Below are 14,155 nucleotides of genomic sequence, written 5' to 3'. Positions count from 1 at the left end.
TTCTTCAGTGCAAAGTACAAGAAAGAATTTGGAGCGATACATCGGGTTCGAACCGATGACCTCAACCTTGGCAAGGTTGCGCTCTACCAACTGAGCTAGTATCGCATAAGCTAACCGTTCATCTTTTCTTCTAGGAAGCATCAAATCAACGTTCAACTGTAATGTGGTTGCGGGAGCCGGATTTGAACCGACGACCTTCGGGTTATGAGCCCGACGAGCTACCAAACTGCTCCATCCCGCGTCCGGATGTTTCTTTTTTCGCTTCATTAACCTTTAAGTACAATGAAACTTGACCATCTTCTTCAGTGCAAAGCACAAGAAAGAATTTGGAGCGATACATCGGGTTCGAACCGATGACCTCAACCTTGGCAAGGTTGCGCTCTACCAACTGAGCTAGTATCGCATGAGCTAACCGTTAATCTTGTGTGCTAAGTGCTAACTGCAAGGCACTGACTAACGTGTAACTGTAATGTGGTTGCGGGAGCCGGATTTGAACCGACGACCTTCGGGTTATGAGCCCGACGAGCTACCAAACTGCTCCATCCCGCGTCCGAATGTTTCTTTTTTCGCTTCATTAACGTTTAAGTACAATGAAACTTGACCATCTTCTTCAAGTGCAAGGCACAAGTGAGAATTTGGAGCGATACATCGGGTTCGAACCGATGACCTCAACCTTGGCAAGGTTGCGCTCTACCAACTGAGCTAGTATCGCATGAGCTAACCGTTAATCTTGTGTGCTAAGAAGCTAAGTGTTTACTGCAAGGCACTGACCAACGTGTAACTGTAATGTGGTTGCGGGAGCCGGATTTGAACCGACGACCTTCGGGTTATGAGCCCGACGAGCTACCAAACTGCTCCATCCCGCGTCCGGATGTTTCTCTTTTCGCATCATTACCATTTAAGACAATGAAACTTGACCATCTTCTTCAGTGCAAAGCACGAGTGAGAATTTGGAGCGATACATCGGGTTCGAACCGATGACCTCAACCTTGGCAAGGTTGCGCTCTACCAACTGAGCTAGTATCGCATGAGCTAACCGTTAATCTTGTGTGCTAAGTGCTAACTGCAAGGCACTGACTAACGTGTAACTGTAATGTGGTTGCGGGAGCCGGATTTGAACCGACGACCTTCGGGTTATGAGCCCGACGAGCTACCAAACTGCTCCATCCCGCGTCCGGATGTTTATCTTTTCGCATCATTACCATTTAAGACAATGAGACTAAACCATTTTCATTCTGAGTACTTTCTCTAGGAGATGACTTCTAAGAATATTACTTCTTGTTCGAATAAAAGTGGAGCGATACATCGGGTTCGAACCGATGACCTCAACCTTGGCAAGGTTGCGCTCTACCAACTGAGCTAGTATCGCATAAGCTAACCGTTCATCGTGTCTGCTAAAAAGCTAAGTGCTTACTGAAAGGCACTGACCAACGTGTAACTGTAATGTGGTTGCGGGAGCCGGATTTGAACCGACGACCTTCGGGTTATGAGCCCGACGAGCTACCAAACTGCTCCATCCCGCGTCCGGATGTTTCTCTTTTCGCATCATTACCATTTAAGACAATGAGACTAAACCATTTTCATTCTGAGTACTTTCTCTAGGAGATGACTTCTAAGAATATTACTTCTTGTTCGAATAAAAGTGGAGCGATACATCGGGTTCGAACCGATGACCTCAACCTTGGCAAGGTTGCGCTCTACCAACTGAGCTAGTATCGCATAAGCTAACCGTTCATCTTGTCTGCTAAAAAGCTAAGTGCTTACTGAAAGGCACTGACCAACGTGTAACTGTAATGTGGTTGCGGGAGCCGGATTTGAACCGACGACCTTCGGGTTATGAGCCCGACGAGCTACCAAACTGCTCCATCCCGCGTCCGGATGTTTATCTTTTCGCATCATTACCATTATAAGACAATGAAACTGTTCTCTAAAAAGAGAGAAATTGGAGCGATACATCGGGTTCGAACCGATGACCTCAACCTTGGCAAGGTTGCGCTCTACCAACTGAGCTAGTATCGCAATCTGAAAACGTCTTTCGCCGTTCAGGGCTGCGAATTATAAGAGCATTTTTTTGTGATGCAAGTCCTTAATGCAAAATTACGGAAGTTTTTACTCAACTGCTGTAAAAGCACACAAATTTGCAAAAAAAATGCCCTGTATGTACCTGAAAAGTTAGATAAACGTGATCATTCAATCAGATTAGATGCTAATGATTGTTTTTCGGTAGTACTGCAGCTCTGCGATCGACTCTCGAATATCGTCTAGTGCAAGGTGGCTTCCTGATTTAGAAAAACCATCGAGTACTTCAGGTTTCCAACGACGCGCAAGCTCTTTCAGAGTGCTTACATCAACATAGCGGTAGTGGAAGTACTCTTCCAATTCAGGCATGTGCTTGTATAGGAAACGACGGTCTTGGCCAATGCTGTTGCCACAAATAGGCGATTTACCTTTCGGTACCCACTTCTCAAGAAATTCAATCGTTTGTTTGATCGCATCTTGCTCTGAAACCGTGCTTTCTTGAATTCGCTTCACAAGACCGCTGCCAGTATGAGTCGTTGTGCACCACTCATCCATCTTGTCCAGTTCACTCTGAGGTTGGTGAATAGCCAAAACAGGCCCTTCAGCCAGGATGTTAAGCTCACTATCAGTAACGATAGTCGCAATTTCAATGATTTTATGAGTTTCAGGATCAAGTCCTGTCATCTCTAGATCAACCCAAATAAGGTTCTGATCGCTAAAGGACATAAGGCGTCGCCTATTTGTTTATGTGTAAAAGAGGTACTATACCCAAATAACTATACTCAAACTCAGCTTTAGGGCCATCGAAATCAGTGGTACCAACAACATTCCGTTTGAGTCCTCAATCAGCAAGTTAGATGTGTTAAGTGAAAAATTGTGGCTAAAAAAAAGAAGTTAACCAAAGGTCAAGTGCGTCGTGTACGTAGCAACCAGAACAAGCGACTCAAGAAAGAAGATTCTATCCAATGGGATGAGAACATGCTTGGCGGAACAAAAAGCGGACTCGTCATTACGCGCTTTGGCCAACATGCCGATATCGAAGATCTTGAAACCAACGAAGTTCACCGTTGTAACTTACGCCGCAGTATTGAAACGTTAGTGTCCGGAGACAAAGTAACTTGGCGCGCAGGACTTGAGTCAATGGCTGGCATCTCAGGTGTTGTCGAAGCCGTTGAGCCTAGAACATCAATGCTAACTCGCCCTGACTACTATGACGGCCTAAAACCGGTTGCGGCAAACGTAGACCAAATGGTTATCGTTTCAGCTGTACTACCGGAGCTATCACTTAATATCATCGACCGCTACTTGATCGCCTCTGAAACGGTGAATATTGCCCCTTTAGTTGTGCTCAATAAGGTCGACTTGCTGACAGAACAACAAATTAGCGAATACCGCGAAACGCTGAAAATATACGAGAAAATCGGCTATAAAGTCATGTTCGTGAGTAAAGAGTCGGGGTACGGCATCAAAGAGTTGGAAGCTGAACTGAAAGATCGTATCAACATTTTCGTTGGTCAATCTGGCGTAGGTAAATCGAGCGTAGTGAACGCACTCATGCCAACCTTAGACATTGAAGAAGGTGCCGTTTCTGAAAACTCAGGACTGGGGCAACACACCACCACAGCAGCGCGCTTGTATCACTTCCCTTCTGGTGGTGATCTTATCGATTCCCCAGGGGTACGTGAATTCGGCCTATGGCATTTAGAACCCGATGAAGTCACTGATGCTTTCATTGAATTCAAGCCATACCTAGGTGGTTGTAAGTTCCGTGACTGCAAACACAATGACGACCCAGGATGTCTTCTGCGTGAAGCCGTAGAAGACGGAAAAATTAGCCGCTTACGTTTTGCTAGCTACCATCGCATTATTGAAACAATGGCCGACAACAAAGATAACCGTCAGTACTCACGAAGCAAGAAAGCGGATCTCTAATCGCGTTTTTGTGAACAAATGTGTGCATTTACTGACAATTGGCGCGAATTTAAGTAACATCTCGCGCCCTAAACCGTCATCGACAGATTTAATTGAAAAGCAATTAGCATCGGAAAATTAATACAATGGATAAGATTAAAGTTGGATTACAGTACTGGATCCCACAACATGGCCTGACTCGTTTAGTTGGTAAACTGGCGTCTGCTAAAGCGGGCGGTTTAACGACAGCGATCATCAACTGGTTCATCAAGCAATACAAAGTGAACATGGATGAAGCTATGCATAGCGATCCAAAACACTTTAAGACATTCAATGAATTCTTCGTACGTGAATTGAAAGAAGACATGCGCCCTATCGCAGAAGGTGACTCTGTTATTGTTCACCCTGCTGATGCACGTGTAAGCCAGTTTGGCCCAATGACTGACGGTCAATTGATTCAAGCTAAAAACCATAACTACTCAGCTCGTGAGCTATTGGGTGGTGATGCTGCTCTAGCGGATGAATTTAAAGACGGTGAATTCGCAACGCTTTACTTGTCGCCAAGTGATTATCACCGTGTGCACATGCCATGCGATGGCACACTGCGTCAGATGATCTACGTTCCAGGTGATCTTTTCTCAGTTAACCCGTTAACAGCAGAAAACGTTCCAAACCTATTCGCACGTAACGAGCGTGTGGTTTGTATCTTTGATACTGAGTTTGGCCCAATGGCACAAGTGCTGGTTGGTGCAACCATCGTAGGTAGCATCGAGCAAGTATGGGCTGGCACCATCACGCCACCTCGCGGTAACTCGGTTTACAAGTGGGATTACCCAGCACAAGGTGATAAATTTATCATCCTGAAGAAAGGCGAAGAAATGGGTCGCTTTAAGCTTGGTTCAACGGTTATCAACCTGTTCGCTAAAGACGCAATCAAGTTTGACGACACTATGCAAAATGGTGAGAAAACCGTTCTAGGCACCCCTTTCGCGCATATTGCAGGCAAGGACGTTGAGACTGAAGCTGTTGATTCAACAGAGAACACAGACCAAGCTTAATGGTTTGAGTTAATTCACTTAGTTTTAAAGGCGTGTTACTTTTTCTATATCAGAGAAGAACGCGCCTTTTTCTTAACTCTACCAATTCGTTTCCTACTCAAGCTCTAACAACACAAGATTTCAACCAATCTAGCTACTGACAACCTTATTCTCAACGAGCCGTACGTCGAATTACCCAGAAAAAAATTGACCAAAAACAAAACAACGGTCGAAACCTTAAACAACGTTTCGATTTTACAACCCGTCTCCAATTACCAAAAATCCAGATAACTTACTCTATTTGAAGATGTTTTATTCATAGGGTCTTTGTATCATGCCTAAACTCAATATTGGCATTCTGGTCAAGCTATTGATTTGTTTTGCGATTCCCTTAGGCGTGCTATTCATGCCGATAGATTCCATCCCAATCGATGATCTCACGCTAATTCAACACCGTTTGCTCGCCATATTCCTCTTAGCAGCACTGCTTTGGGTGCTAGAGCCTGTTCCGGTATTCGCCACTTCAATTCTGATCATTACACTTGAACTGGTGATGATCTCCGACAAAGGCCTGCACTTATTTAGAAACCCACCAGCGGGACACGATCTCGGTGATTTAATCAAATATACCGACATCTTTAGTGCATTTTCGTCACCAATCATCATTCTGTTCATGGGTGGTTTTGCTCTCGCAATATCGGCATCTAAGTACGAACTCGACAACAACTTAGCGCGAGTATTGCTCAAACCATTTGGTACAGAACCGCGCTTCATTATGCTCGGCTTAATGCTGATCACCGCCGTGTTCTCGATGTTTATGTCGAACACGGCTACCACCGTAATGATGCTTGCATTGCTAGGCCCTATCGTAGCCTCTGCACCAAAAGGCGACATGGGGATTAAAGCTTTGGTGTTATGTATTCCAATTGCTGCTAACACCGGCGGTATCGCGACCCCAATCGGAACACCACCCAATGCGATCGCACTGCAATACCTAACTGGCGAGAACAGTATCGACTTCCTTAGTTGGATGATGATGGGCTTACCCTTTGTGATCATCCAACTGACCATAGCTTGGTTCCTTCTACAAAAACTCTTCCCCTCTAAAGAAAGAAACATGGTCCTCAAGCTTGATGGTCAATTTAGAAAAAGTTGGCGAGCGATAGTGGTTTACGTCACCTTCGCTGCCACTATTCTGTTATGGATGACCACTAAGTTGCACGGTATGAATACCTATGTGGTCTCTATCATTCCACTGGCGGTGTTCACTCTGACCGGCATCATGGGCAAAGAAGAGATCAAGCTGATTAACTGGGATGTACTTTGGTTAGTGGCAGGGGGTATTGCGATTGGTATCGGCCTTGATAAAACAGGGCTAGCTGCGGCATTGGCACACGCCATTGACTATGAATCGCTCTCGCCTGCTGCAGTAGTACTAACGCTATCGATCGTGTGTTGGTTGATGGCCAACTTCATGTCGAACACCGCGACGGCCAACTTGTTGATGCCGATAGCAGCTGCAATTGGCGCATCCATGGAAAGTTTGGTCGCGATTGGCGGCTTAAAAGGCTTGTTGGTTGTGGTCGCCTTCTCCGCTTCACTCGGTATGATTCTTCCAGTATCGACCCCCCCCAATTCACTGGCTTACTCGACTGGACTTATCGAAAGCAAAGACATGGCGAAGATGGGCATCATCTTAGGCATTATCGGCTTGTTAATGGTCTATCTCGCGCTGTTTATTATCACCTAATAGCCGTTCAACGATCACCCTTACTTTGACGAGGGCGCTAAATGTAAATTTAGCACTTTAGTTGATTTTTAAACGCACAAAAAAATAAGCTATTGATTTTTAAATCAATAATTAACTGTGATTTTACTTCAGTATTTTACAAAAAACCGAGTAAACATATGTGTAATTTATGATTTCAAACACATTTATTCAGCTTAAGACAACGGCACTATACGCATATCAGAGACACACCTATTCACCATTCAGTACGTCACTGTCATTAGAGCGTACTGAACAAAATTGAACCACGAAAGGTCAACACGTCCTAGTTTTTGTCTAATAAGAGAGGAATAGACCTTGAGACATACTATTAAGTTTAAAATTCAGATCGCTATTGCGGTCATAATTGCCGTCGTAAGTGGCGCTCAAGCTTGGATATCGGTCAATCAGCTGACTCAAGAGACTGAAGTCGCGATCAACCAAGAAATGAAAAATGTCAGTGTTGGCACCACCAATTACATTGCCGATTGGCTCTCTATCCGCAGCGATATGATGCTTGCCAATGAATCGACCATTTCAAGCAATAGTAACTCTGACCGCGAGTTACTGATCACCAAACAAGCGGGACAATTCTTGTCTGTTTATGCAGGATTCAGCGACGGCACTATCGCTTATGGCGACAAAGGTGAAGATTGGCCAGCAGGCTACGACCCGCGCACTCGCCCTTGGTATAAAGATGCCAACGCAACATCCGATCTCATCATCACCGAACCTTATCAAGACTTTGACGGCAGCATCGTCATCAGCTTTGCCAAAGCATTCAGTGGAGAGAGACAAGGCGTTCTCGCAGCCGATTTAACCGTAACCAGCATTATTGATACGGTGCTCAATGTAAAACTCGATAACGATGGCTTTGCGTTTTTAGTCGACGGTAACAACAACATTGTGGCCTACAGTGATGAAGAATTGAGTCATAAACCACTGACCAGTTTAAATCCAGAACTAACAACAGACAAAGTGTCACAACTACTCCAAAACCAAATGATCACCACTCTCACTTGGCCTGGCCAGGGTGATAAAATGGTCTACATGGCCAATATTCCGAATACCGATTGGTCATTGGGTATTGTTATTGATAAAGAGATGGCGTTTTCTGCGGTATCTGATGCCATTCAATTCATCACGTTGACCTCTTTGATTTTGTACATCGTGATTTCGATTGCGAGTACCGTCGTCATCAACCGTCTGCTTTCCCCGCTGCAAACATTGTCTACAGCACTGACTCAGCTCGCTCAAGGTAGAGGTGACCTTACCCAGCGTATTGATATCACTCGTATGGATGAGATTGGTAAACTTGCCGAGCTCGTGAACCAGTTCTTAAGCCAGATGCAAAGCATGTTGAAGGGCGTGATAGAACACAGCCACGATCTCAACAATCATGCAGAGAAAGCCAACCAACTGGCGACCCAATCTTCGATTAGCGTTGAGAATCAACAAAACGACATCAACCAAATTGCGACCGCGATTCATGAGATGTCCGCCACCGCAGCCGAAGTAGCTAGCCATGCCGAATTAACCGCATCCGCTTCTCAGGCATCCGCCACCGCTTGTAACGAAGGCCAAGAGGTAATCCAACGAAACCGCGATGCGATTACTGGCTTGGCGACTCAAGTTGAAGATGCCGCCAATGTGATTCGTGAATTAGAGAGCAATGGTCAAAGCATCAACCAGATCCTATCCACCATTCAAGGCATTGCCGAACAGACCAACCTGTTGGCATTGAATGCAGCGATTGAAGCCGCTAGAGCGGGTGAACAAGGTCGTGGATTTGCAGTTGTCGCCGATGAGGTTCGAGTGCTCAGCCAAAGAACGTATGGCTCGACCGAAGAAATCCGCGTGATGATAGATACGCTGCAGAAGAATACCGAACATGCCGTTGAAAGCATGACCACCAGCACTCAACTAGCAGAAAACAGCGTTGGCTTCGCCGAGCAAGCTCATGGCAGCCTAACTAAGATCACGCAAGCGATCACTGAAATCAACGACATGGCACTGCAAATAGCCAGTGCTGCAGAAGAACAACGCGCGGTCAGCGAAGACATCAGCCGTAATACACAAGGAATCAAAGACGCCTCCGACGATTTGGCACAACAAGCGGAAAGCAGTCGCAATAGCTCAAATGAAATGAGCAGTGCTGCAGAGTCGATGCGCCAAGACGTGGAGCGCTTTAAGGTATAGCGCGCCTCAAGCAAGGTAAATGAACCACACCAGCAAACAACAACTGACATAAACTAATAACGGAAACAAAGTCGTTCTTTCATAAGAATCACTTTGTTCTCAGTTCGGTTTGATGCATATTGATGAGCTCATTTATCCCAGACACAAGGATGTTATTCAGATGGGATTCGAATGGTTAGCTCTTGCTGCCGCTTTTCTTTGGGCGATTGCGAGCCTAATGTCAGTAAAGCCTGCCCAACACTTAGGATCTTTTGCCTATAGTCGTTGGCGAATGGGTTGTACCGCGATCATCTTATCAAGCATGGCTTGGTTTACCGGCGGTTGGGCAAGTGTGGAGGCCGATCTGGTGACACCTATGATGCTATCTGGCCTAATTGGCATCTTCATTGGTGATACCGCCCTATTTGCCTGTTTGAACCGAATGGGGCCGCGCCAAGCGGGTTTGCTATTCTCTTGTCACGCCGTGTTCTCGGCCATTCTCGGCTACTTCCTATTTAGCGAAAACATGACTTCGGTAGAGCTGATTGGCTCGGCATTGGTGTTTAGTGGTGTATTAACCGCCATCTTCTTTGGTCGTCGTGGTCAAGTCAACAATCAACTCGAAACCATTAAGGGCACGGTGTGGATTGGTGTTGCTCTGGGAATCACCGCCGCGATTTGCCAAGCATTGGGCGGTATTATTGCCAAGCCTGTGATGCAAACCAGTATCGACCCAATAGCCGCCTCTGCCATTCGAATGATCACCGCCTTTGTCGCCCACTCTGCATTTCGCTTAACGGGCGCTAAACTTTCACGCGCACTTAACCCAATGAATAAACAGATATTCGCGATTACCGCGGTTAATGGTTTTTTAGCGATGGCAGTGGGTATGACGCTGATCTTGTATGCACTGCAAGAAGGCAATGTCGGCATGGTTGCTCTACTCTCTTCAACCACACCTATCATGTTGCTACCCATTCTATGGCTTTACACCAAGCAGAGACCAAACGCCTATGCTTGGGTCGGTGCCATTGTTGCCGTAGTGGGTACTGGTATCTTGGTTAAATAGTGGATACTGGTATCTTGGTTAACTAGTGGGTACTGGTATTCTAGTCAGCTAGCTAGTGAAGTTAATTGGAAGCTGAAAATTAATAGCGAATAACCCTCAGTAAAAACAAAAGCAAAAAGCTAAGAACGCGGGAAAGGGAAAGCCGTCACGTCGTCGATGTGATCGTAGCCCAGCGCCAGCATAATCAGACGATCAATACCTAAAGCAACACCCGCACAGTCTGGCAAGCCCGCTTTTAACGCCTCAATCAAATGATGATCAATCGGTTGAGGTGATAAGCCCATCTCAATACGCTTGGCATTATCGTCTTCAAAACGCTGCCGTTGTTCTTGTGGTTTATCTAACTCATGGAAGCCGTTAGCCAGCTCGATACCTTTGAAGTACACCTCAAAACGGTCAGCGACTCGCGAATCACTTGGGTTAATCTTGGCTAATGCCGCCTGTGAGGCAGGGAAGTCATAAACAAACGCGGGCACTGTCTGGCCAATCTTTTCTTCAATACCCACGCTGAATAGCAGTTGCAGCAAGGTATCGCGGTCCTCTTCAGGATCGGCAATATCACTCAACCCAAGCTTGGCTGCCGCTTGTTTTAGAGTATCCATAGAATCTTCAAGCGGACACACGCCTAAAACGTCAATGAAGGCTTGTTGGTAAGTCATACGCTCTGCTTCGCCCGACTTTAAGATTTGCTTTAGTAGCAAGTCCATTTCATCCATCAAATCGTGGTGATCAAAACCAACGCGATACCACTCCAACATAGTGAACTCAGGGTTGTGGTAGCGGCCGTTCTCTTCGTTACGAAAAGACTTACAAATTTGGTAAATACAACCACTTCCTGCCGCCAACAAGCGCTTCATATGAAATTCAGGACTCGTCATAAAGAACAGTGGTTGACCGTGCGCATAACCCGGCCCTACAAATTCAGTTTTGAAGGTATGTAAATGCACATCCGTCACCGTGGCGTGACTCATGGCTGGCGTATCCACTTCCATCACATTTCGCTCAGCAAAGAACTGACGAATTTGATTAAGGACATCAGCACGTTGCTTTAACTGCTTAATGGTTGCGGCGGGTTGCCATGTAGAGTGCATTATTAAGTTCCCTATCACTGAATTCTAGGCGACGAAAATTACCACTTTTCGTCTCTTTTGTAAGCTTCTATCTGCCTATTGATGAAAGCAAAATGTTGTTTTAATGAAGCCAGAAAATCACGTTCTACAATACATTTACCTATATTCGACCTCGGCCAGTATTGATAACAAAAATCATGATCAACAAGCCGTTAACACATGCCTTGTGGGAGAATCGTCATCAACAATTGATTGCCGTGATTAGCATCACATAACCTAGAATTTCTATGCCTCCACATGCACTACCGAAGCAAAAACCTAATTAAATCAATATTTGAAATCACCCCCTCTCATACACTGCACCTACCACTTAAGGCTTAGGGGTGATAATCGGTTGATGCCGTTTACTGCGCTCTAAAATAGGCTTTTTATAATAACAAGCGGAATACTCCGCATCACACTGGAGAATAACTGTGAAGACAATTACCACAGATATCGCAGTCATCGGCGCAGGCGGCGCTGGTCTTCGTACCGCTATCGCTGCGGCTGAAGCTAACCCTGAATTGGAAGTAGCACTGATTTCTAAAGTTTACCCAATGCGTTCGCACACGGTAGCGGCAGAAGGCGGTTCAGCAGCAGTAATTAAAGACGAAGATAGCCTAGATAACCACTTCAACGATACGGTTGGCGGTGGCGACTGGCTATGTGAACAGGATGTTGTTGAATACTTTGTTGAAAACTCGACTCGCGAAATGATCCAAATGGAACAATGGGGCTGCCCATGGAGTCGTAAAGAAAACGGTGAAGTCAACGTACGCCGATTCGGCGGTATGAAAGTAGAAAGAACGTGGTTCGCAGCGGATAAAACCGGCTTCCACATGCTTCATACTCTGTTCCAGACTTCGATGAAGTACGACACAATCAAACGATTTGATGAGTACTTTGTGGTGGACCTTCTCGTAGAAAACAAAGACGGCGTTGAAGAGGATCAAGTACAAGGCCTAATCGCGATTCATATGTCTGAAGGTGAGCTTGTTACCATTAAAGCGAAATCTGTTGTTCTAGCAACCGGTGGCGCAGGTCGTGTTTACCACTGCAATACCAACGGCGGCATCGTAACTGGCGACGGTATGGCAATGGCTTATCGCCACGGTGTACCACTGCGTGATATGGAGTTCGTTCAATACCACCCAACAGGTCTACCGGGCACTGGCATCTTGATGACCGAAGGTTGTCGTGGTGAAGGCGGTATCATCGTCAACAAGAACGGCTACCGTTACCTGCAAGATTACGGCATGGGCCCTGAAACTCCAGTGGGCGAGCCGAAAAACAAATACATGGAACTGGGTCCCCGCGACAAAGTTTCTCAAGCATTCTGGCACGAGCAGCAGAAAGGCAACACCATCAAGCACCCACTTGGTGATGTGGTACACCTTGACCTTCGCCACCTTGGTGAAGAGTACCTGCAAGAGCGTCTACCGTTTATCTGTGAGCTTGCAAAAGCGTACGTAAACGTAGACCCAGCAAAAGAGCCAATCCCAATTCGCCCAACGGTTCACTACACCATGGGTGGTATTGAAACGAACGGCACTTGTGAGACTCGCATTAAAGGCCTATTCGCCGTTGGTGAGTGTGCTTCAGTTGGCCTACACGGTGCAAACCGCCTAGGTTCTAACTCTCTGGCTGAGTTCGTCGTATTTGGCCGCGTAGCCGGTGAACAAGCCGTGAAACGTGCCGCTGAATTCAAAGGCTGGAATGAAGACGCTATCGCTAAGCAAATCAAAGCGGTTGAAGATCGCATCGCAGGCATCTTGGCTCAAGAAGGCGATGAGAACTGGGCTGACATTCGTACTGAAATGGGTCACACCATGGAAGCGGGTTGTGGTATCTACCGTCAAGAAGACTTGATGCAAGAAACCATCAACAAGATCACTGAACTGAAAGCTCGCTACAAGAAGATCAGCATTAAAGACAAAGGCAAAGTGTTCAACACTGACCTACTTTACGCTATCGAAGTGGGCTACGGCCTTGAAGTTGCAGAAGCGATGGTTCACTCAGCGATCCTTCGTAAAGAGTCTCGCGGTGCACACCAACGTCTAGACGACAACTGCACAGAACGTGATGACGTGAACTTCCTGAAACACTCTCTCTCTTTCTACAACGAAGATGCAGCACCAACCATCGACTACAGCGGCGTTAAAATTACTAAATCTCAACCTAAAGCTCGTCTATACGGTGAAGCAGCCGAGAAAGCCGCTGCTGCTGAAAAAGCGGCAGAAGAGAATGTCGCTCAAATTGAGAACCGCGAAGAGGAGCAAGCATAATGTCAGCGAATCGAATCCAAAAAATTGAAATCCTGCGTTATGACCCTGGGCACGATGCAGAACCTCACTTTCAAACCTTTGAAGTTCCGTTTGATGAAACCATGTCAGTACTTGATGCGATCGGTTACATCAAAGACAACCTAGATAAAGACCTGTCTTACCGCTGGTCTTGTCGTATGGCGATTTGTGGTTCTTGCGGCATCATGGTTGATGGCGTGCCAAAACTGGCATGTAAAAGCTTCTTACGTGACTACCCGAATGGCTTCAAGATTGAGCCTTTGGCTAACTTCCCAATCGAGAAAGATTTAATTGTCGACATGACGCCGTTCATCGAGCGCCTTGAAGCGATTAAACCCTACATCATTGGTAATGACCGTAAGCCTGAAGACGGCACTAACCTCCAAACACCTGAGCAGATGGCGAAATACAAACAGTTCGCAGGTTGCATCAACTGTGGTCTTTGCTATGCAGCGTGTCCTCAGTTTGGTCTAAATCCTGAGTTCATTGGCCCTGCAGCACTCACGCTAGCTCACCGTTACAACCTAGATAGCCGTGATAACGGCAAAGATGAACGTATGAAGCTTATCAACGGTGAAAATGGCGCTTGGGGTTGTACGTTTGTTGGTTACTGTTCTGAAGTCTGCCCGAAGAAAGTAGACCCAGCAGCGGCGGTTAACCAAGGTAAAGTTGAGTCTTCAATGGACTTCGTTATCTCGATGTTCAAGCCAGACGGTACATCCGTTGGCAAGAACCAAGTTAAAACTGCAGAGGAGGCATAA

General features: G+C 46.1%; 9 protein-coding genes and 13 tRNA genes. 7 read left to right on the top strand and 15 right to left on the bottom strand.

Annotation, left to right across the window (positions count from 1 at the left end; translation table 11 throughout):
- Nucleotides 1-29: 29 nt before the first annotated feature.
- The 14 genes from ACMAZD_RS01855 to orn all read right to left on the bottom strand — a co-directional run bounded on the left by ACMAZD_RS01855 (nucleotide 30) and on the right by orn (nucleotide 2,745).
- Nucleotides 30-105: transfer RNA gene (locus ACMAZD_RS01855), tRNA-Gly, on the bottom strand.
- A gap of 59 nt (nucleotides 106-164) precedes the next feature.
- Nucleotides 165-241, bottom strand: a tRNA-Met gene (locus ACMAZD_RS01850).
- Between the two features lie 86 nt (nucleotides 242-327).
- Nucleotides 328-403: transfer RNA gene (locus ACMAZD_RS01845), tRNA-Gly, on the bottom strand.
- A 69-nt stretch (nucleotides 404-472) separates the two neighbouring features.
- A tRNA-Met gene (locus tag ACMAZD_RS01840) sits at nucleotides 473-549 on the bottom strand.
- Nucleotides 550-636: 87 nt separating this feature from the next.
- Nucleotides 637-712: transfer RNA gene (locus tag ACMAZD_RS01835), tRNA-Gly, on the bottom strand.
- A gap of 77 nt (nucleotides 713-789) precedes the next feature.
- Nucleotides 790-866, bottom strand: a tRNA-Met gene (locus ACMAZD_RS01830).
- An 85-nt stretch (nucleotides 867-951) separates the two neighbouring features.
- A tRNA-Gly gene (locus tag ACMAZD_RS01825) sits at nucleotides 952-1,027 on the bottom strand.
- A 69-nt stretch (nucleotides 1,028-1,096) separates the two neighbouring features.
- Nucleotides 1,097-1,173, bottom strand: a tRNA-Met gene (locus ACMAZD_RS01820).
- A gap of 120 nt (nucleotides 1,174-1,293) precedes the next feature.
- Nucleotides 1,294-1,369, bottom strand: a tRNA-Gly gene (locus ACMAZD_RS01815).
- 77 nt (nucleotides 1,370-1,446) lie between these two features.
- Nucleotides 1,447-1,523 (bottom strand) — tRNA-Met (locus tag ACMAZD_RS01810).
- A 120-nt stretch (nucleotides 1,524-1,643) separates the two neighbouring features.
- A tRNA-Gly gene (locus ACMAZD_RS01805) sits at nucleotides 1,644-1,719 on the bottom strand.
- A 77-nt stretch (nucleotides 1,720-1,796) separates the two neighbouring features.
- A tRNA-Met gene (locus ACMAZD_RS01800) sits at nucleotides 1,797-1,873 on the bottom strand.
- Nucleotides 1,874-1,943: 70 nt separating this feature from the next.
- Nucleotides 1,944-2,019 (bottom strand) — tRNA-Gly (locus ACMAZD_RS01795).
- A gap of 180 nt (nucleotides 2,020-2,199) precedes the next feature.
- Entirely contained in the window at nucleotides 2,200-2,745 is a 546-nt protein-coding gene (orn, locus tag ACMAZD_RS01790) for an oligoribonuclease (protein WP_435248359.1), read from the bottom strand.
- A gap of 150 nt (nucleotides 2,746-2,895) precedes the next feature.
- On the opposite strand from orn, the gene rsgA reads away from it, so the two are divergent.
- From rsgA to ACMAZD_RS01765, 5 genes are all read left to right on the top strand, one after another.
- Nucleotides 2,896-3,951 carry a small ribosomal subunit biogenesis GTPase RsgA gene (gene rsgA / locus ACMAZD_RS01785; RefSeq protein WP_017107428.1) on the top strand — a complete coding sequence of 352 codons (1,056 nt, stop codon included), beginning with the start codon at nucleotides 2,896-2,898 and terminating at the stop codon, nucleotides 3,949-3,951.
- A gap of 125 nt (nucleotides 3,952-4,076) precedes the next feature.
- Nucleotides 4,077-4,988 (top strand): archaetidylserine decarboxylase, encoded by a 912-nt coding sequence (gene asd / locus ACMAZD_RS01780; RefSeq protein ID WP_435248358.1) that lies wholly within the window; start codon nucleotides 4,077-4,079, stop codon nucleotides 4,986-4,988.
- 313 nt (nucleotides 4,989-5,301) lie between these two features.
- Nucleotides 5,302-6,717 carry an SLC13 family permease gene (locus tag ACMAZD_RS01775; protein WP_435248357.1) on the top strand — a complete coding sequence of 472 codons (1,416 nt, stop codon included), beginning with the start codon at nucleotides 5,302-5,304 and terminating at the stop codon, nucleotides 6,715-6,717.
- 336 nt (nucleotides 6,718-7,053) lie between these two features.
- Complete coding sequence (locus ACMAZD_RS01770) at nucleotides 7,054-8,934, top strand: methyl-accepting chemotaxis protein (protein ID WP_435248356.1); 1,881 nt, start codon at nucleotides 7,054-7,056, stop codon at nucleotides 8,932-8,934.
- A 160-nt stretch (nucleotides 8,935-9,094) separates the two neighbouring features.
- The gene (locus ACMAZD_RS01765) at nucleotides 9,095-9,982 is read left to right on the top strand and encodes a DMT family transporter (RefSeq protein ID WP_435248355.1); all 888 of its coding nucleotides are present in this window, start codon (nucleotides 9,095-9,097) and stop codon (nucleotides 9,980-9,982) included.
- A gap of 119 nt (nucleotides 9,983-10,101) precedes the next feature.
- Here the strand turns inward: ACMAZD_RS01765 and epmA are convergent, their stop codons facing one another.
- On the bottom strand, nucleotides 10,102-11,073 hold the full coding sequence (gene epmA / locus ACMAZD_RS01760) for an elongation factor P--(R)-beta-lysine ligase (RefSeq protein WP_435248354.1): 972 nt from the start codon (nucleotides 11,071-11,073) through the stop codon (nucleotides 10,102-10,104).
- A gap of 452 nt (nucleotides 11,074-11,525) precedes the next feature.
- On the opposite strand from epmA, the gene frdA reads away from it, so the two are divergent.
- Complete coding sequence (gene frdA, locus ACMAZD_RS01755; protein ID WP_435248353.1) at nucleotides 11,526-13,376, top strand: fumarate reductase (quinol) flavoprotein subunit; 1,851 nt, start codon at nucleotides 11,526-11,528, stop codon at nucleotides 13,374-13,376.
- Complete coding sequence (locus ACMAZD_RS01750; RefSeq protein WP_435248352.1) at nucleotides 13,376-14,155, top strand: succinate dehydrogenase/fumarate reductase iron-sulfur subunit; 780 nt, start codon at nucleotides 13,376-13,378, stop codon at nucleotides 14,153-14,155. The genes frdA and ACMAZD_RS01750 overlap by 1 nt, the downstream gene beginning before the upstream one ends.

Source organism: Vibrio sp. nBUS_14, from assembly GCF_051201655.1.
Lineage (GTDB): Bacteria > Pseudomonadota > Gammaproteobacteria > Enterobacterales > Vibrionaceae > Vibrio.
Note: the sequence above shows the minus strand (reverse complement) of the source record. Positions and strands in the feature narration are given on the sequence as shown.

Coding starts and splice junctions, on each gene's coding strand:
- ACMAZD_RS01775 (WP_435248357.1), top strand. CDS start 5,302: ATGCCTAAACTCAATATTGGCATTCTGGTCAAGCTATTGATTTGTTTT.
- orn (WP_435248359.1), bottom strand. CDS start 2,745: ATGTCCTTTAGCGATCAGAACCTTATTTGGGTTGATCTAGAGATGACA.
- ACMAZD_RS01750 (WP_435248352.1), top strand. CDS start 13,376: ATGTCAGCGAATCGAATCCAAAAAATTGAAATCCTGCGTTATGACCCT.
- asd (WP_435248358.1), top strand. CDS start 4,077: ATGGATAAGATTAAAGTTGGATTACAGTACTGGATCCCACAACATGGC.
- ACMAZD_RS01765 (WP_435248355.1), top strand. CDS start 9,095: ATGGGATTCGAATGGTTAGCTCTTGCTGCCGCTTTTCTTTGGGCGATT.
- epmA (WP_435248354.1), bottom strand. CDS start 11,073: ATGCACTCTACATGGCAACCCGCCGCAACCATTAAGCAGTTAAAGCAA.